The 19408-nt window shown below is 62.6% G+C and carries 14 protein-coding genes and 1 pseudogene; 8 read left to right on the top strand and 7 right to left on the bottom strand.

Annotation, left to right across the window (positions count from 1 at the left end):
• Positions 1-55: 55 nt before the first annotated feature.
• From FKL89_RS01255 to FKL89_RS01235, 5 genes are all read right to left on the bottom strand, one after another.
• Positions 56-1600 (bottom strand): acetolactate synthase large subunit, encoded by a 1545-nt coding sequence (locus tag FKL89_RS01255; RefSeq protein ID WP_156860912.1) that lies wholly within the window; start codon positions 1598-1600, stop codon positions 56-58.
• A gap of 118 nt (positions 1601-1718) precedes the next feature.
• Complete coding sequence (locus FKL89_RS01250) at positions 1719-2438, bottom strand: helix-turn-helix transcriptional regulator (protein WP_156860911.1); 720 nt, start codon at positions 2436-2438, stop codon at positions 1719-1721.
• 19 nt (positions 2439-2457) lie between these two features.
• Positions 2458-2982 carry an EVE domain-containing protein gene (locus FKL89_RS01245; RefSeq protein ID WP_156860910.1) on the bottom strand — a complete coding sequence of 175 codons (525 nt, stop codon included), beginning with the start codon at positions 2980-2982 and terminating at the stop codon, positions 2458-2460.
• A gap of 2 nt (positions 2983-2984) precedes the next feature.
• Positions 2985-3350, bottom strand: coding sequence for a VOC family protein (locus FKL89_RS01240; protein ID WP_156860909.1), 366 nt, complete (start codon positions 3348-3350; stop codon positions 2985-2987).
• A 96-nt stretch (positions 3351-3446) separates the two neighbouring features.
• Positions 3447-4310, bottom strand: a complete 864-nt coding sequence (locus FKL89_RS01235; RefSeq protein WP_238363451.1) for an amidohydrolase family protein — start codon at positions 4308-4310, stop codon at positions 3447-3449.
• 231 nt (positions 4311-4541) lie between these two features.
• On the opposite strand from FKL89_RS01235, the gene FKL89_RS01230 reads away from it, so the two are divergent.
• Together FKL89_RS01230 and FKL89_RS01225 are read left to right on the top strand one after the other, a co-directional pair.
• Positions 4542-5315 carry an IPTL-CTERM sorting domain-containing protein gene (locus tag FKL89_RS01230; protein ID WP_156860908.1) on the top strand — a complete coding sequence of 258 codons (774 nt, stop codon included), beginning with the start codon at positions 4542-4544 and terminating at the stop codon, positions 5313-5315.
• A gap of 439 nt (positions 5316-5754) precedes the next feature.
• Entirely contained in the window at positions 5755-7419 is a 1665-nt protein-coding gene (locus FKL89_RS01225) for a beta strand repeat-containing protein (protein WP_156860907.1), read from the top strand.
• A gap of 397 nt (positions 7420-7816) precedes the next feature.
• On the opposite strand, the gene rpiB is transcribed toward FKL89_RS01225, so the two are convergent.
• Positions 7817-8266, bottom strand: coding sequence for a ribose 5-phosphate isomerase B (gene rpiB, locus FKL89_RS01220; protein ID WP_156860906.1), 450 nt, complete (start codon positions 8264-8266; stop codon positions 7817-7819).
• 250 nt (positions 8267-8516) lie between these two features.
• Complete coding sequence (gene glpK, locus FKL89_RS01215; protein ID WP_156860905.1) at positions 8517-10031, bottom strand: glycerol kinase GlpK; 1515 nt, start codon at positions 10029-10031, stop codon at positions 8517-8519.
• 123 nt (positions 10032-10154) lie between these two features.
• Between glpK and FKL89_RS01210 the strand changes: the two genes are divergently transcribed.
• The 6 genes and pseudogenes from FKL89_RS01210 (at position 10155) to FKL89_RS01185 (ending at position 19375) form a co-directional block, all read left to right on the top strand.
• Complete coding sequence (locus FKL89_RS01210) at positions 10155-10712, top strand: DUF2889 domain-containing protein (RefSeq protein WP_156860904.1); 558 nt, start codon at positions 10155-10157, stop codon at positions 10710-10712.
• Positions 10713-10807: 95 nt separating this feature from the next.
• Positions 10808-11968 (top strand): annotated as a pseudogene (gene sucC, locus FKL89_RS01205) (ADP-forming succinate--CoA ligase subunit beta); the annotation flags it as partial.
• A 513-nt stretch (positions 11969-12481) separates the two neighbouring features.
• Positions 12482-13360, top strand: a complete 879-nt coding sequence (gene sucD / locus FKL89_RS01200; RefSeq protein ID WP_156860903.1) for a succinate--CoA ligase subunit alpha — start codon at positions 12482-12484, stop codon at positions 13358-13360.
• Positions 13361-13500: 140 nt separating this feature from the next.
• Entirely contained in the window at positions 13501-15201 is a 1701-nt protein-coding gene (locus FKL89_RS01195) for a hypothetical protein (protein ID WP_156860902.1), read from the top strand.
• Positions 15202-15408: 207 nt separating this feature from the next.
• Complete coding sequence (locus tag FKL89_RS01190; protein ID WP_156860901.1) at positions 15409-17151, top strand: delta-60 repeat domain-containing protein; 1743 nt, start codon at positions 15409-15411, stop codon at positions 17149-17151.
• Between the two features lie 310 nt (positions 17152-17461).
• On the top strand, positions 17462-19375 hold the full coding sequence (locus FKL89_RS01185; RefSeq protein ID WP_156860900.1) for a hypothetical protein: 1914 nt from the start codon (positions 17462-17464) through the stop codon (positions 19373-19375).
• The last annotated feature ends 33 nt before the right edge of the window (positions 19376-19408 follow it).

The following is a 19408-nucleotide window of genomic DNA, read 5'->3' as shown; positions in this document are numbered from 1 at the left end:
CCGGCGTGCCCACAAGCAAAGGTCGGGGCAGAGCCCCTCCTACAGAAAACAGTAGCTACACCAGCAGCTCAATCAAGAACGGTGCTTCGCGTCTAAAGCTTTGCCGCATCAGATCGGCACAGGCTTCGAGTGTGGTGGCCTGCGCAGCTTCTACGCCCATGCCGTTGGCGAGTTTGACCCAGTCGAGGTTCGGGTTACCGAGGTCGAGCATGCTCATGGCGGTGGGGCCGGGTGTTGCGCCGACCGCTTTGTACTCGCCGATCAGGATGCTGTATTTGCGGTTGTTGAGCAGGATGGTCGTCACCGGCAACCGCTCCCGCGCCTGCGTCCACAGCGCTTGCAACGAGTACATCGCCGAGCCATCTGCCTGCAGGCTGATTACGCGGCGCCCGCTGTCACCCGCAGCAATGGCGGCACCGGTGGCCATAGGCAGGCCTGCACCGATCGCGCCGCCGACCAGATGCAGCCAGTCGTGCGCCGGCGCGGCGAATGTGTGCGGGTAAAAGCCGCGCCCGTAAGAGACACTTTCGTCCACGATGATTGCCTGCTCCGGCATCACGGCGGCGAGCGTTTGCGCCAGGCCTTCGGGCGTGGGCGCTCCAGTTATCACCTGCGGGCGTGGCCCGACGTCGGGCAGCGCCACCTCGGGGGCGCCCAGTTCGTCCGCCAGCGCACGCAATGCGGCCTCGCCGTCATGCTCCACGCGCGCGAGCACATGCAGTTGCGCCTGAGGCGGATACTGCTTCGACGGCTTGCCGGGGTAAGCGAAAAAGCCGACTGGCGGCTTGGCGCCCACCAGAATGATGTGCTCAAAACGGCTCAGCGTTTGCACCGCCATGTCGGTGTTGTAAGGCACACGCGGTAGCGGCAGCCGGCCCTGGCCGCGCGCAACACGGCCAGCCACATAGTCCACCATCAGCGCCGCGCCAGTGGCGTGCGCGATACGCCAGGCATCGCGCTGGGCATCTGCCAGCACCGCGCGGCCCGCCAGCAGGATCAGCACATTCTTTTGCGAGCGCAGAATCCGCGCGGCGTTTTGCACGGCATGCGGATCAATCACCGGCGCAGCAAGTGCGGGCAATGCATCAGCAACCACACCGCCTTCGTCCCACGACGTGTCGGACGGCAGGATCAGCGTGGCGATTTGTCCCGGCGAGGTGCGCGCCGCCTGAACGGCATCGGCGGCATCGCGCCCCACATTCGCGGCGTGCTCGCTGGTGCGTACCCATGCCGACACGCTGCGCGCAAGGCCGTCGGTATCAGCCGTGAGCGGCGCATCAAGCGGGCGGTGATAGGTGGCCTGATCGCCGACGATGTTGACAATGCCGCTTCGCGCGCGCCGCGCGTTGTGCAGGTTCGCGAGCCCGTTCGCAAGGCCCGGCCCGCAATGCAGCAGCGTGGCCGCAGGCTTGCCTTTGATGCGGTAGTGACCATCGGCCATGCCGGTGACCACGTTCTCCTGCAAGCCCAGCACGCAGCGCATGCCGGCGCTCTGGTCCAGCGCGGCGACGAAGTGCATCTCGCTGGTGCCGGGGTTTGCGAAGCAGGTGTCGATGCCGGACTTCAGCAGGGTTTCGACGAGACTTTTTGCACCATTCATCGCGGCTCTCCAGACTTTGGATGCAGTCTAGCGGTTGCGATGATGTTTCGTGATGGCGATCTTGAGAGAACGAAACGCGTCAACCAGCGTGAGATCGTATAGCGACTAACGCCACTCGCTAGTGATTTGCTTTCCGCTCGGACGTTTCCCACGCCGCCGCTGCAACTTGCTGTGCCCGCACATAGTCCGCAATCCGCTTGCCTGCTTCGTCATCGAACACGTCATCCGTCACCTGCAGGCGGATCACCCGATCAATGCGGAAGCTGCGAAAGTCGTCGCGCGCTTCGCACCAGGCGGCCAGAGTCCAGTGCTCGCCCCAGAAATAGAGCGACAGCGGACGTACGCGGCGCTCGCTGAGTTTTTTCTCGACATCGGCGTAAACAAAATGCACTTTGCGTCGATCACGAATCGCACCGCGCAGCAATTCGAAGCGTTCACCCAGTTGCTTGGGAATGTGAAACTGCGGCACGTAGGTGCGGCTGGCCTCCAGCCACTGCCTTCGTTCAACGGGCAGCGCGGTGGCAATCTTTGCGATGGCGGAGAGCGCCGCTGCGCCAAGCTGCGGGCTGCTCCACGCCTCGACCATGCGTGCGCCCAGCGTGAGGGCTTCGATTTCCTCAAGCTCGAACATCAGCGGCGGCAGCTCGAAACCGCCGCGCAGCCGATAGCCAACGCCGGCCTCGCCCTCGATCGGTGTGCCAGTGAGTGAGAGATCGCGAATGTCACGATAGACCGTGCGTTCACTGACCTGCAGCCATTTGGCGAGTTGCTGTGCCGTGGTGAGACGACGGCCGCGCAGAAACTGGACGATACGGAACAGTCGGTCTGCGCGGCGCATGGTCAGCGGAGCATGCCGGTCATGCCGCCAGCGCCAGTTGCATGGGCTCCAGCGGCGGCGGTGCGCTGGTAGCGGCGTGATCCGGCACCTGTCCCAACATCTGCTGCGCGATCAGCACGAAGTCTGCACGCGACATTTCGAAATGCCCAAAGCGAAACACATAACCCCAGCGCTTGGGATCGCGGATGAACGAGAGCTTTTCCACCAGCGGACGGATCGGCGTAGCCTGCGCTTCGAGAAAGCGGATGTTGCGACGGAACGGCGCAAAGCGCGGCGCCATTTCAAACACATATACACAGTCACCTAACACCTGGCCAATGGCGGTGAACTGCTGACACAGCGCTTCGCCATCAAGACGCTCCTTCGGCGAGTAATAGACGATCCAGTCACCGCGCCGCATGCGGCGCAGTGGCGCGGCCTTGCCGTGGCAGAGCTGACAGAACCCACCCGCCACACCACGGGCGACGTGATCCTGCGAAGCGACGCCGACCCAGTAACGCGTGGCGGTTTGCGATTCGTTCGCCGCCGGTTCGCGCGGGGCCATGATCAGTTCTGCGAGAACAGGCCGACGCGATTGCCTTCGGTGTCACCGAAGTGCGCATAGTGACCCATGCCCGGCGGCAGTGCCGTCTTCGGCACGATGACCGTGCCGCCATTGGAGACGACGCGATCCAGATACGGTTGCAGGTTGTCGCCGGTGTTGAGATACACCACGGCGCCATTCGCCGCCGGGACGTAGCCCTCCTGACTGACCACTGCACCGTTGACCGAATCTTCGCCACCGGGAAAGACCGCGAGATCGCCGCCAATGTTCTCGCGACGCAACGTCACCTGAAACACCGCTTCGTAAAACTTCACCGCCCGTTCGAAGTTGCTCGACGGGATTTCAAACCACACTGCATTGCCGACCATGATGATTCCTTTGTTTGGCTGTCGTGACTGACAGAAAGGATTGTTGTCACCTGCTCCTGACAGCATTGTGTCAGGAGGGTTGGTCGTGTGCCAACTTTAGGGGCTTAGCTTGATGCCGAAGATGCGCTCGCCGTTGCCATGCGCAATCTTCACCGCGACATCGCGCGGCAGCTCGGCGAGCCATCGCTGGTAGTAATCCATGATCTCGCCGTACTGAGCCCAGCGCTCGGTGACCCAGCAATCGGAGCCGAGAACAAAGCGGTCGGGGTAGGCGGTGAACAGTGTGCGCCACTGCTTCGACAGCTTGCCGCCATCGGTGATGTCGTTGCGATAGCTGAGCTCGCCCATCAGCCCTGGGTGCTGCCTCATGAGTGCCGCGACGCGTTCAGTGGCGACGCTGAAGCCGGTGTGCGCCCAGATGACCTTCGCTTTCGGCGCCAGCGCAAAGATGTGCGCCAGCGCGGCTTCGTCGCTGTGCGCGTGAAGCCACAGGTCGTGCTTCTGCGCGAAGGCGACGATCTGCGCGAATTCCTTGGATTTCGCCTCGTCGCCATAAAGATGAAACTCGCCGATGCCGCGCACCTTGCCGGCCATGTTGCCCTGCGTGAACTCGCGCTCGATCATGGCGACGATTTCCGGGTTGCGATGCCAGGTGCCGTAGTCGGCGCGGTCGCGATAGACGCGGATAAACGGCACGACAGTCAGCGACGCCGGCGCGGCCTTCATCAGCAGCTCGGTGCCTTCGTTCGGCCGCGAGTTACCGAGGATTCCGCGCACATTGTTCTTGCGGAAAATCTCCAGCACCTTGGCGGGCGGATAGGGGTCACGCGCCTCAATGTTGTAGTGCATGTGGGCGTCGAAGATCGGGGCCGGTTGGGCCGCCAACACCGTTGATGCGGTCGTCGCGACAAGGGACATCGCTACCTTGCGGCGGATACTAAGGCGAACGGCGGCAAACATCGCATTGCCCCTTGACATGATGGCGAGGCCAAACTCTACGCCAAGTGCGCATCAATGGGGCAGGAGGCTGCGAGAGCGGCATTCGGAGATTGCTTGCGGAACGCACGGTAGCCGCGGATCGGGTGACGGCGACGCTACGCGCCGAATTACTGGAATCTTGCATCAGAACATTCTTGCGCAATTGCTGTGCTTGGTATAACGTTTGCGTCAAATAGCTACTGCGGGGGGGATATGCGAGCAAGTGCTTTACGTGCTTTTGCGGTGTGTTTGCTATCAACGGGAATCAGCGGCTTTGCGGCTGCGCAGGTCAGCGTTGGCGCAGGATCCACTTGGTCATTGGGCGACGCGGCTGTTGATTTTGGTTGTGCCGATTTGGCCGTCAACGGCACGCTGGATGTGTCGTCCGCCAACGTCCGCAATACGGATTCCGTGCAGATCAATGCTGGTGGCACTGTCAACGGTGGCACGGGAACGCTGGGATTGACGGGCGACTTTTCCAACGCTGGAACGTTTTCGAAAGGAACCGGTACGGTGAGTATTGCCGATGGTTGCGGCAATACAACGTCCACCATCGCCGGCAGCCAGTCTTTTTCGGCGCTTTCGGTGACCACAACTACCGGCAAGACCCTGCTCTTCACGGCGGGCGCTACAACCTCGGTAAGCCCCGGTCTTTTGACATTGCAAGGCGCGCCTGGTAACTTGCTGAAAGTGCGGTCAACCGTGCCGGGCACACCTGCGAAGCTCAATCTGCTGGGCACCCAGAATATTCGCTATGTGGACGTTGCCGACAATCATGGCACCGGCCTCACGCTGGCACCTGGACTCCCGTCTGCTTCGAATTCGGTTAACAGCGGCAACGTATTTAACTGGTTTGATGTGTTGCCGATCATCCCTGCGCTATCCGCTGTGGGCCTGATGTTGTTGAGCCTGCTGGTGGTGGGGTACGGATTGCATGGGCGTCGATCGGCGCAGCTAACCGCCAGCGGCAATCGCGCCCATCGCTAAATCTCAAGAAGCTGAAATCATGAAGACCTTTCTCACCACTGTGATTGTTGCCAGCATGGCCAGTGGGGCTGCTTTCGCACAACTAGCCTCTGATCAGCCAGCACCGGCGCCACAGACGCCAGCCAACGTGGCGCAGACCCAAGGCACCTCTGCGTTGCCTTCCGCTCAGCCCGTTTCGGCTGGGGTAGCCGCTCCGGCGGCTGCAGGCGACTCGTCGGCCGTTTTGGCATCCAGTCAACCAGCGTCGACCGCACCGAAGCGCGCAGCGGCCTCTGTCGGACCGACCGCAACGGCGTCCGGTGGGCGTTCGGTTGCGGCGCCACAAGCCGCCGCTCCTCAAGCTGCTGCAACAAAGTAACGCCAACTCGGTGCCAATGCCCGCTCGCTGCCGCATCGCATGCTCGGTTCAGCATTCTTCGTTTTTGTTCCAGGGGGATCCATGAAACTACATCACCTTGCCAAACGCACTGCGATTGCTTCGATCGTCGTGCTCTCGATCAACTCATTGTCTGTCGACACGGCACTAGCGGCTGATGTCGTAGTGACGCCGAGCGCCGGAAGCAATTTCGTCGTCAAAAACTCCGCTGGCTCAGCTGACCGCCTGCGGGTCAATGAGGCGGGCGCAGTGGCGATGCCCGCCGTCCCTTCCGCGACCGTCCAGTCGATTGCGCTTTGCGCAGATGCAGTCGGTGTGCTCGGGCCGTGCGTGGCCAATGCGGGGTTCTCGTTGCCGTTCGCCGGGTCGGGCAATACTTCCGCTGCACTTTTCGACATCACACAAAATGGTTCGTCCAGCACGTCGGCGGCGATCGTTGGACGGCGTGGATCGAGCGGCATCGTTTTGGGCTCAGGCAGCGCCATTCTCGGCGACAGTAGTACAGGGGTTGGCGTCGCAGGAACGTCAGGCGGAGTTGCCGGTGTTTACGGAACTTCGACCGCAAGCCATGGTGTGTGGGGTGTCGGTGTTGTGTCGGGATTCGGCGGCGTGACAGGCCGCAACGACGTCGCCGGCGGTTATGGTGTGCAAGGCCAGAGCCTTGGCGGGGGAGTTGGGGTATTCGGTTTTAGCCAGACTGGCAATGCCGGCCAGTTTGACGTCACCAATGCAGCCAGCACGGGGGACGCGGTTCGCGCCACTCAGGCAGGCCTGGGTCGTGGTGTTTACGGCGCTATCAATAATGCATCCAACATTGTGGCTGCTGTTCGCGGTGAGACCAATGGCGGTGGCTACGGCGTGTTCGGCCAGGCCACTGGCAATGGCAATGCCGGCTTCTTCCAGATCAGCAATGCCGCAAGTACATCGAGCACAGTGAACGTCACGACGAACGGCATCGGCTCCGGCGTGACGGTGCAGCTGACCAACGTCAGCAATGGCGCGCGCGGTGTTGATGTCCTTCAGGCTGGCGTCGGGCCGGGCGTCTTCGCCACCAGTGCGGGCGGCAACGCGGTGTGGGGCATCACTTCGTCGATCAGCGCTGCGGGTGTCATCGGTGATAACACATTTGGTGAGGCCGTTGTTGGTCGTAACCGCGGCGGCAACGGAGTTGGTGCGGTGGTTGGTCGCAACGACGACGCCGGATACGGTGTGCGTGGCTTCAACACCAAAAACGGTATCGGTGTTCTTGGGCAGGCGGGCATTTCGGGCGGTACCGGCGTTGGTGGTCGCTTCGAGAACGTGAACGCCGCCAATGGCAATGACGCCCTTCAGGCCGCAACCAACGGTACTGGTTGGGCTGGAAACTTCAGCAACGCCAACAACTCCAGCGCAACGCGCGGCGTGCGAATTTCCACTACCGCTGGGCAGGGCGGCAATGCGCTTACCGTTGCCAACGGTACCGTTGCCTACTCGTACCAACACCCCTATGCATCCAATACCGTCATTGATGATTCAACGCTGGTTGTAACCACGGCAGGCAACGTCACCATCCCCACTGGTCCCCCGCTTGTTGACGGCGCGCGGATTTACGTGGTGAACAATGCTGGCGCCGTCGTCACGGTGACCAACACTACGGCAGGCGCGTTCAATATCAACCCTGGCCGCGCGGTAGCAATGCTGTTCGTGTCCACCGTCAGTGGTGCGAACTGGATTCCAGTTCAACCCTGACGCTACCCTGATGGCAGCAAATAAGCCCGCCTTGGTGGGCTTTTTGTTTTTTGACCGACCCAAACTCCATCCCAAGCCACCGTCCTGATCCACCCGGCGATCAGTTCGAACGTGCGAACGCCCTGCGGTAGGCCTTGGTGTCGCCGACGACGTGAGAAAAGCCTGCGAACAATCTGGCCAGGTCCGCAGTCGCGGACGGCATTTTTTGTGCGAGGGATAAGGCGCTTGCGCTTCGATGTGGCACTAGGGCAAGTGGGCGTCAAACACACGCAACGGCTCGACGGAGTGCGCACTTGTTGCCAGCAGCGGTGCTGCGCACAGCGCCAACAACATGTTCGGTTTCGACAAATCGCGCATTGATAAACCTCTCGTCAAATTCGCGACCCGGCGCAGCGGACTACTGCTCCAGCGCAATGATCATGTCCACCCGCGTGGCGTGGCGGCCACCTTCGAACTGCGCGGAAAGGAAGGCGTCGACGATGTCGAGCGCCAGCCCTTCGCCAATCACGCGGGCGCCGAGCGAGAGCATGTTGGCGTCGTTGTGCTGGCGGATCATGCGCGCAGAAAAGGTGTCGGCGCAGACACCGCAGCGGATGCCGCGCACCTTGTTCGCCGCCATCATGATGCCCTGCCCGGTGCCGCAGAGGATGATGCCAAGACGGCAATCACCGGAGGCCACCAGCCGCGCCGCCGCCTCGCCGTGCTTCGGGTAAGGCGTGCTCTCGGGCGTGGTCGGGCCGATGTCCACCACGTCCCAGCCCTTGGCGGCGACGTGAGCGGCGATGGCCTGCCGCAACGCGATGGCGGCGTGGTCGCTGGAAAGGACGATGCGGTTGTTGCTTGTCATTGAAGAGTTATCCGGTTTCGTCAGGGGCGGCGGTCTGGGTCAAGCGGCGGAACGCGCTATTGACGATCAGACCCTCGTGATTAGATGTCAGAACGTCGCGCCAGCCAGTTGGTGAGACATCATCTTTTCGCTGCAAGCCCCATTTAATGCGGGCTAGAAGTTGAAATTGGCATAAGTCGATTTCTGGCGATTTATTGGCTCAGGCCCTATGCAATGGTCGTTTCAGGAGAAAGTTGATCGATCGCTGGCGTCAGTGTGCCCAACCCTTGCTTCGTTCCACCGCCTGCGCCCAGCCCGCCATCATCTCGGCCGCACGGTCGCGCGACAGCGTTGGCTCGAAGACACGATCCACCTGCCAGTTCGCCTTGATGTCGCCGGCGTCGTGCCAGAAGCCGACCGCGAGACCCGCCAGATAGGCGGCGCCCAGCGCCGTGGTTTCCAGCACTTTCGGTCGCACCACCGGCACGCCGAGCAGATCCGCCTGAATCTGCATCAGCAGGTTGTTGGCGGTGGCGCCGCCGTCAACGCGCAATTCGGTGAGCTTGATGCCTGCGTCCTTTTCCATCGCGGCCAGCACTTCGGCCGACTGGAAGGCGATGGATTCCAGCGCGGCGCGGGCGATGTGGGTGATGCCGCTGCCCCGCGTGAGGCCGAACATGGCGCCACGGGCGTACTGGTCCCAGTGCGGCGCGCCAAGGCCGGCAAAGGCGGGCACCAGGTAAACGCCGCCGGAATCGGGCACTTCCGCGGCCAGCGCTTCCACGTCAGCGGCTGTCTTGATGGCGCGAAGGCCGTCGCGCAGCCATTGCACGACGGCGCCGCCGATGAACACGGAGCCTTCGAGGGCGTACTGCGGCTTCGCCCCGACCAGTTGCCACGCCGTCGTCGTCAGCAGGTTGTTGTTGGACGTCACCGCCTCGGCGCCAGTATTGAGCAGCAGGAAGCAGCCGGTGCCGTAGGTGTTCTTGGCCATGCCCGGCGCGTGGCAGGCCTGGCCAAACAGCGCGGCCTGCTGGTCGCCCGCGTTACCGGAGATGGGGATGGCCGCACCATCGAGCACGGCGTCACCAAAGGCGCCGGATGACGGCCGCACCTCGGGCAGTACCGAACGTGGAATATCGAGCAGTTGCAGCAGCTCGTCATCCCACGCGTTGCGGTGGATGTTGAACAGCAGCGTGCGGCTGGCGTTGGACGGGTCAGTCGCGTGAGTCTTGCCGCCAGTGAGATTCCAGATCAGCCAGGCGTCGATGGTGCCGAAGGCCAGCTCGCCCTTCTGCGCCCGCTCGCGGGCGCCGGGCACGTTGTCGAGCAGCCATTTCAGCTTGGTGCCAGAGAAATAGGCGTCGAGCACGAGCCCGGTCTTCTGCTGGATCAGCGCCGCCTTGCCTTCCGCTTTCAGGCGGTCGCAGAGTGCGGCGGTCCGCCGGTCCTGCCAGACGATTGCGTTGGCGACAGGTTTGCCGGTCGCGCGGTCCCACAGCACCGTAGTTTCGCGCTGGTTGGTGATGCCGATGGCGGCAACGTCCTGCGGGCGCGCACCAGCACGGTGCATCGCCTCGGTCATGACCGCGCGCTGGGTCGCCCAGATTTCGCTGGCGTCATGCTCCACCCAGCCCGGCTGCGGGAAATGCTGGCGGAACTCCTGCTGCGCCGAGGCGACCGGCGTGCCGGCGTGGTCAAACAGGATGGCGCGCGAACTTGTCGTACCTTGATCGAGCGCCAGTACAAACCGCGCCGACCCGATCGGCGACGAGTCTTTGGTCATTCAGAAGTCCTCCCACAGCCTCGCTGCACCGCACAACCGAAGCGGCGGCGGCGCGCTAGAATCATTGTCCCAACACAGTCTACAGCGTCGCCACGACCTCTTTCCGCTGGCGACTTGCTTCCCATGCCGCTGTCTTCCCCTGCCGCCCGCGAGCGCCTGCATCTGCGCCGCGTGAGTTACGAAGGCTACCGTCGCGCCGATGGCTTGTATGACATCGAAGCGCGCCTCACCGACAGCAAGGATCGCGACTATCCGCTCGCCGGCGGCACCCGCAGCAAGGACATCCCCGTGCACGACATGCTGGTGCGGGTGACCATCGACCGCCGCTTCGAGGTGATCGACATCGAAGCCACCACCGAAGAGATGCCCTACCCCGGCCAATGCAACAAGATTGGCCCGGACTACAAAAAATTGATCGGCAGCAACCTGCTGAAAGGTTTCCGCAAGGTGATTGCTGAAAAAATGGGCGGGGTCAAGGGTTGCACCCATTTGTCGGAGCTGTTGGGCTATCTGCCAACGGCGGCGGTGCAGACCTTTGCCGGGGAGCGTCGGGAGACCGATGCGCCCGCCGGCAAGAAGCCGTTCCAGCTCGACTCCTGCCATGCGCTGGCGACCGACACGGAAACGGTGCGCATTTATTACCCGAAGTGGTACGCGGGTGAAACGGTCGAGGCGACCTAGCGGAGCGGCCTCGCGACTTGAAATTGGCGGCGTGGCGATGCCACGCAGGCTTGCAGCACAGACTTTTTTGACTTTGAAAACAAGAAGGGGTTAGCGTGAAGATTCACGAGTACCAGGGAAAACAGATTCTGCGTGAGTTCGGCGTGCCCGTGCCGCGCGGCATTCCGGCGTTCACCGTTGAAGAGGCTGTGAAAGCGGCACAGGAGCTGGGCGGCCCGGTGTGGGTGGTCAAGGCGCAGATCCACGCCGGTGGCCGCGGCAAGGGCGGCGGCGTCAAGGTGGCCAAGTCGATCGAGGAAGTGCGCGAGAAGGCCTCGGCCATCCTCGGCATGCAATTGAAGACGCACCAGACCGGCCCCGAGGGCCAGAAGGTGCGCCGCCTGTTCATCGAGGACGGTGCCGACATCAAGAAGGAACTGTACGTCTCGATGGTGGTGGACCGCGCGACGCAACGTGTCGCCCTGCTCGCCTCCAGCGAAGGCGGCATGGACATCGAGGAAGTGGCGCACAAGAACCCCGACGCCATCAAGAAGGTGTTCATCGACCCGGCCGCTGGTCTGACCGACGCGCAGAGCGATGAAGTCGCCGGTGGCATCGGCATTCCGGCCACCTCGTTCGGCGAAGCACGCAAGGCGCTCAAGGGCCTCTACAACGCGTTCATGGACAAGGACGCGTCGCTGGCCGAGATCAACCCGCTGATCGTCACTGGCGACGGCAAGGTAATCGCGCTCGACGCCAAATTCAACTTTGACAGCAACGCGCTGTTCCGTCACCCGGACATCGTCGCCATGCGCGACCTGGACGAAGAAGATCCGGCCGAAATCGAAGCCAGCAAGTTTGACCTCGCCTACATCTCGCTCGATGGCGACATTGGCTGCCTGGTCAACGGCGCCGGCCTCGCGATGAGCACGATGGACACCATCAAGCTCTACGGCGGCGAGCCGGCCAACTTCCTCGACGTGGGCGGCGGTGCCACCACCGAGAAAGTGACCGAAGCGTTCAAGATCATGCTGAAGAACCCGAATCTGAAAGCGATTCTGGTGAACATCTTCGGTGGCATCATGAAGTGCGACACCATCGCCGAAGGCGTGGTTGCTGCATCGAAAGCGGTGGGCCTGAAAGTGCCGCTGGTGGTGCGCATGAAGGGCACCAACGAAGACCTCGGCAAGGAAATCCTCGCCAAATCGGGCCTGCCGATCATCACCGCCAACAACATGGGTGAAGCGGCCGAGAAGGTGGTCGCTGCCGCCAAGGGTTACAAGCCTGACGCGGCCAAAGCGCCGGCTGCTGCGGCACCTGCCGCGCCCGCGGCCACCGCTGCGCCCGCCGCCGCTGGCACCGCACCGCTGGAGCCGTCCGCACCCGCCGCTGGCTGGATGCGCTGGCTGGCCATCATCGTGGCCGTGATTGTTGGCGCGGTGTTGTTGCGCACGCTGAACGCGCCAAAAGACGCGCCCAAGGCACCAGAGGCCGCCAAGCCTGCCGCAGAAGCGCCGAAGGCTGACGCCGCCAAACCGGCGGAGCCGCCCAAGGCTGATGCTGCTGCACCGGCCACGGCGCCTGCTACCCCTGCAGTCGCCCCTGCGGCCGCTCCTGGCGCTGCACCGGCAACGACGGCAGCTCCCGCTGCTGCACCCGAGCCAGCCAAGACCGACGCGGCCAAACCCGCCGAAGCCCCAAAAGCTGACGCGCCGAAAGCCGAGCAGAAGAAGTCCAGCGCCGGTGTTGCCGACGCCGAAGTTGCCGCCTAGTCCCCTGGAGAAACAGCAATGAGCATCCTCATCAATAAAGACACCAAAGTCATCACCCAGGGCATCACCGGCAAGACCGGCCAGTTCCACACCCACGGTTGCGCGGCCTACGCCAACGGCAAGAACTGCTTCGTCGCAGGCGTGAACCCGAAGAAGGCCGGCGAGAATTTCGAAGGCATCCCGATTTACTCCAGCGTCAAGGAAGCCAAAGCGCAAACCGGCGCCACCGTCAGCGTGATCTATGTGCCGCCGTCAGGCGCTGCTGCCGCAATCGACGAGGCCGTTGACGCCGAACTCGATCTGGTCGTCTGCATCACCGAGGGCATCCCGGTGCTCGACATGCTGAAGACGCGCTACAAGATGCAGGGCAAAAAGACGCTGCTGCTCGGACCGAACTGCCCCGGCCTGATCACGCCGGAAGAAATCAAGATCGGCATCATGCCCGGCCACATCCACAAGAAGGGCCGCATCGGTGTCGTCTCGCGCTCGGGCACGCTCACGTATGAAGCCGTCGGTCAACTCACCGAGCTGGGCCTGGGCCAATCGAGCGCCGTCGGCATCGGCGGTGACCCGATCAACGGACTCAAGCACATCGACGTGATGCGCATGTTCAACGACGATCCCGAAACCGACGCCGTCATCATGATCGGCGAAATCGGCGGACCGGACGAGGCGGACGCCGCGCGTTGGGTGAAAGCCAACATGAAGAAACCGGTCGTCGGCTTCATCGCCGGCGTCACCGCGCCCGCCGGCAAGCGCATGGGCCACGCCGGGGCGCTGATCAGCGGCGGCGCTGACACCGCAGACGCCAAACTCGCCATCATGGAAGAGTGCGGCTTCAAGATCACCCGCAATCCGGCGGAGATGGGGAAGTTGTTGAAGTCGTTGTTGAAGTAGCGGATTAAGTTACCCGCAGAAAAGGGCCGCGTTGCGGCCTTTTTTGCGGGCTCCTCGTGCTCGATACTGGCCGCTACTACTTGACCGCGCTATGCTTTCGCTGACAAACAACTCCGCTCGGTGAGTCTCACCACACGCAAATGAAAATGTCTCACCGAGTGGGATGGTCACCGAAACTGCGCTGTTGGTTACGTGCGTTCGTTTTGGTGTTAGCAGAACTTCAGGTGTGCTCCGGATGGGCTACACCCGGCGATTTGGACAAAGCCTTCGCACCCAATGGATTTTTTGAGTGGAACCTTGGAACGTCTTCGTCCGGTGTGCTGGCGATAGCCAATGCCGGGGGTTGGAACTATGCGTTTAGTTCGTGTGAAGTAGGTGGGGTGCGCCGAATTTGCATTGAGCGCTGGATCGACCCGAGGACGCGTGATACTACGTTTGGCGACAACGGCGTTGCGCTCGCACCTCTGATTCGTGGGCAGTATGGCGGCTCGGAAGCGCTCGTGACAACGGCCGGCATTGTCCTGGTGACTTCGTGCGAGACTGGCACTGGCCAAATGTTCATTTGCCTCACGCGATTTGACCCGATGAGTGGCAATGTTGACACTACCTTCGGTGTCGGAGGTACATCACCGTTCGACGCATCGCTTGCCGGCACCTTCTTCGCAGGTGGCTCCGCCGAGATGGCAAGCAACGACATTCTCGTCAATGTCCAGTGTTTCAGCTGTACGCAGGGAGCGGTCCGCAAATGGAACGCACCGGGCCAATTCGATGCATCGTTCGCAAATACGGTGTTGCTTGGTGGCGCCCTTGCGAGAGCCACTCCAACCCACTATCTACAAGCTGGCTGGTGTCACCCGCAGTCATCTGTCGGCTACTCGTTCGAGCTTTGCATCGGACGATTCAGTCTTTCGTCGGCCAGTCTTGATCTTGGATTTGGCGTGAATGGCTTTCAATACACGAAGGTCTACGGCAACGGTCTTGCCACGACGAGTGCCAAGCGATTGCTGGATGGTTCAACGCTCTTCGGCGTGGGAGATGCCAGTGTGATCAGCGTTGTGAAACTGGACAACGCAGGCATTCCAATTACAGCGTTCGGCGTCAATGGTGTTGCTACGGGTGGTGCTGGAGGCGCCGGTCATGTTCGTTCCCTGGACGTTGACAGGTCTGGGCGCATACTGGCCTTCGCGACATGCGAGGGAATTACTGGAAACTCGTATTTTGCGAAGTGGTGCCTACGACGCTGGATGTCCAACGGCGCAACGGACGTGGATTTCGGTGCCAATGGATTTTCCCTTGCATTCCCGGTTTGGGTGAACGGTAGTGTCGACTCAAACCATCAACGTGCCGGGGCCATGAGGCTCGATCAATTCGATCGCCCCAGTCTGTTTGGTCAGTGCCTGGACAGCGCGCAAACGACGCAGTGGAATGCGTGTATGGCGCGGTTGCGTGGTGGTCCTTACGATCCGATGACCTGTTCCCTGAACGGCGATGCGAACGGTGCGCTCGCCGCCGTAAGCGACGGGCAAATGATTGCACGCTACCTCCTCGGCCTGCGCGGCACCGCCCTCACCAACGGCGCTGTCGGCCCCAACCCCGGTCGCAGCAACGCCGAGATTGAGAGCTACCTCGCTGACCTGCTGGCGCAGGGCAAGCTGGACGCCGACGGCGACGGCCAGTCGCTGGCGATGACTGATGGCCTGCTGATCCTGCGCGCAATGCTCGGGCTCACGGGTGATGCGCTCATCGCGGGTGCGGTGAACACGGCGCATCCGAATGCGCGCAACGCGCAACAAATCCTCACCTGGATTGAATCCACGCACGGCGTGGCCTGCTTGCCCTGACCACGGCTGTCTGACGTCCGCGCCTCTGCAGAAAAGAGGGACGCACCTGCGCTACGTTGAGGGGTGGGACAAGACGATTCAGAGCGACTTTCGCCAGAAGCGACTGCGCACCCCAACCGAATGACGCTTTCGACGAAAAGCCGCTTCGTCATCGCCAAGGCTTGGATACACTGATTGAGCCCCTGACTCCGCCCTGGCGCACCAAGCATGCCCTTCAACTCCCTGCATTTTCGACGCCCTGCGCTTTGCCGCAGTCGCTTCATTGCGAGCGTTTGGGCCGCGTTTGCGTGTCTGCTGTTGAGCGGCACATCCGTTGCCGCGCCGGGCCAGCTTGATCCGACGTTTGGGATCGGCGGAGCATCGATTATTCCGGTGACGCCGCGAGCGGACGTCGCGGGGGCCGTCGCTGTTCAGTCTGACGGAAAACTCGTGTTGGCCGGAAATTGCCAGACGACTCAAAACACCAGGCGGGAGCTATGTCTGGCGCGTTTGCGTACCGACGGCACACCTGATCCTGCGTTTGGTAGCGCGGGCACGGTGCGGACAACTCTAGACGGCGACGCATCTGGCAATGCCATCGTCGTGGCATCAGACGGCAAGATAGTCATTGCCGGCCCGTGCCTCATCGCGTTGTGGTCGGTCTGGTCATCATGTTTGGCGCGCTACGATTCCTCCGGCGCGTTGGATCCTACGTTCGGAGTTGGCGGCAAGGTCGGGCCTATCGCAAACGCACCAAACATATCGATCACTCAATTGATCGAAACCGCCGATCACAAGTGGTTGGTCATTGGCACTTGTTTTTCCAGCGCGACAGGCAACCGCCTTTGTCCCGCGCGGCTGATGAACGATGGATCGCTGGATGCGACATATGGATCTGGCGTGCCCGTTGCCTTGGGCGTCTCGAGCGGCATTGACTATGCGCGGCACGGGCTCGTTCAAGCAGACGGAAAATTGGTGATTTCGGGCTACTGCGGCGGATCGGTTTATGGTGGTGACCTCTGTGCTGTTCGCCTGCTCGGGGACGGTCAACCGGACCCGACTTTCGGCGCGAACGGTGGACTAATCGTCGCGTTAGCCGGGCAGACACTCGATGCAGTTTTCGCAACTGAGCAACCCGACCACAAGCTCGTCTTCGCGACGCACTGTGCGCGCAACAGTGATTCGTTGACGGGTTTGTGTCTCTATCGTGTGCTGCCAGACGGAACGCCGGACGCGTCGTTTGGTCAGGGTGGCGTTGTACGCTCATTTGTCGGTCGCGCAGCGAATCCGCCGTTCGCCGGTGCAACAACTGACGGAAACAACTATCTGGTGTTTTGGCAATGCGAAGGCGCGACTCTCAGTCTCCAATTCTGTGTTGCCCGATTTTCGTCTGACGGAACGCCAGATGCGGCATTCGGCCTTGGCGGACTCGCCAGTTATCGCGTTGGTCAGGGGCTGGATTATGCAACGGCGTTAGCTGCGGCTCCAGACGGGAAGGTCGTCGTGGTCGGATATTGCGACAACTATCAGACACTCATTCCGGGCTTTAGCATCTATCTCGGGTTGGAGTTTTGTGCCTCCCGCCTGAAAGGCGGCCCCTACAACCCGCTAACGTGCGCTCTTAACGCCGATGCGAATCAGGCGATTGACACTGCGACCGACTCCCTCCTGCTCACCCGCTATCTCCTCGGCCTGCGCGGTGACGCGCTCACGACCGGCGCACTCGGCCAAAACCCAACCCGCACTGGCCAGGCGTTAGAAAGCCACCTTGCCTCACTCAACCTCGACGCCGACGGCGACGGCCAGTCGCTGGCGATGACTGATGGCTTGCTGATCCTGCGCGCGATGCTCGGGCTCACCGGTGATGCGCTGACCGCGGGTGCGGTGAACACGGCGCATCCGAATGCGCGCAACGCGCAGCAAATCCTCACCTGGATCGAATCCACGCACGGCGTGGCCTGCTTACCGTAGCGTGCCGTTGCGCGCATTGGCTTTCAATTGAAATGCTCATCGACATTGGGCTCGGCTATCGAAATCGGCTGAAGTCGACTTTCAGGCTTTTCGGCATTTAAGCCCATAGCGCATGCGGGTTCCACTGTTGAGCCACTGCCTCACTTGAGGAGACTTTCGACGCTGCGATATCGTGCCCGTCTCGCACGGATGTCGCGTCATCGCACGGAAATCCGTAATTGCTTCTGGCAGGCAGTGGGCTGTGATCGCGACGGCGTTCGCCGTTGACAATTGCGCCAGAGCACACGCCGCCGCAACCGGAGCCACGGAGATGAGACAACGAACATCAGGCCTGACCACTGACGAGGCATCGCCAGCAAGCGCGCGCGTGTATGAGCGGGAATGCGCGCCGCGTGCGATGCGTTCGCGGACGCCCGCATTCGTCGCACGGTTCGCCTGCGTGCTGTTGCTCGCACTGACCCGCACCGCTTTTGCTGCGCCCGGTGATCTTGACGTCACCGGCTTCAACAGCAGCGACCCGGTGCCGAGCAACCGCGGCAAGGTGGTGGAAAAGATCGGCCGATCGCAGTTCGAGGCGGACCATGCGATGAGTGTGGCGCGACAGACCGACGGCAAACTGCTGATCGCGGGTGATTGCCGTGGCGTATTTGTGCGCAAGCTCTGTATTGCGCGCTTCAACAGCAACGGCAGCGCCGACACCACCTTCAACCCCGATGCCACGCAGGGCGGCACCCAGCCTGATCTGCAGCCGGGCGAGCTGATCCTGGAGGCCGCGCCCAACACCGGCTACGGGGCCTTGCTGGCAGTGCAGCCTGACGGCCGCATCATCGTCGGCGGTACCTGTGGCAACGCAACGACCGGCTACAACGATTTCTGCGTGGCGCGGCTGCTGGCCGATGCCACGCTCGACACCAGCTTCAACGCCGCCGGCAGCACACCGGGTGTGGCCACGGTGGCGCCGGGCAATTTCTACAACACGGCTCGGGCGATGCTGTTGCAGCCTGATGGCAAGATCGTGTTGGTTGGCTCCTGCGGCGTGACCATCGTGGCCACCGCGATGTGCATCTCCCGGCACAACAGCGATGGCACGCTCGACATCACGTTCAACGCCAGTGGCACCCGGCCCGGCACCCGCGTCGAGACCATCGGCGATGGCAATTCGTCATACGCAACGGACGTGGCGCGGCAGAGCGACGGCAAGCTGGTGGTGGCAGGCAGCTGCGATGACGCCGGCACGTCCGACTTCTGCCTGTTTCGCCTGACCACCGTAGGCGCGCTCGACAGCGCGTCGTTCGGCAGCGGCGGCAAGGTGATCACCCCCATCGCCAGCGACGAAGACGCCGCCACCGGCGTGGTGGTGCAGGCGGACGGTAAGATCGTGGTGGCCGGCGCCTGCAGCACGCACTGGGCCTACTCCAACGCGGGCGTGACCAAGTTCTGCGTCGCCCGCTACCTCAGCACTGGCGCGCTCGACACCACGGGCTTTAACGCCAGCGCCGCACCGGCCGACCGTGGCAAGCGGCTGCTGGCCTTCGCCAGCACCTACGATGGCGCCGATGCACTGCTGGTGCAAAGCGATGGCAAGCTGGTGCTGGTGGGCCGCTGCAACGCCGACCCGGCACAGGGCACCGGCGTGTTCTGCCTGTTGCGCCTGAGCACCGATGGCAGTCTGGACGCAACGTTCGGCAGCGGCGGCCAGGCGACGGTGGCCGCTGTCGCCAACCAGCGCGACATTTCCGTGGCTGCACTGTTGCAGCCGGACGGTGACATCGTAGTGGCGGGGAACTGCTTTCGCGGTGCACCGGAACAGTTCTGCCTCGCCCGCTTCAAGGGTGGCCCGGTGCCGGTGCCCGCGTGCACGCTGAACATTGACGCCAACCCGGTGGTGGACGCAGCCACCGACGGCCTGCTGGTGACGCGCTATCTGCTCGGGCTGCGCGGCACGGCGCTGGTGACCGGCGCGACTGGCGTCAGCCCCGGACGCAATGCGGCGCAGATCGAGACTCATCTCGCCGGTTTGTTGACTGGCGGAGCGCTCGATGCCGACAACGACGGCCAGCCACGCGCCATCACCGACGGCTTGCTGGTCGTGCGGGCCTTGCTGGGGTTGAGCGGCACCGCGCTGACGGCAGGCGCGAGCAACGCACAGCACCCGAACGTACGCAACGCGACACAAGTGCTGGACTGGATCCGCACGACGCACGGCACCGATTGCCTGCCCTGATGGGCAGCTGTGGCAAACCGCCGCAAAGCAGCG

Source organism: Casimicrobium huifangae (assembly GCF_009746125.1).
GTDB lineage: Bacteria > Pseudomonadota > Gammaproteobacteria > Burkholderiales > Casimicrobiaceae > Casimicrobium > Casimicrobium huifangae.
This window is presented reverse-complemented; position numbering and strand designations above follow the sequence as displayed.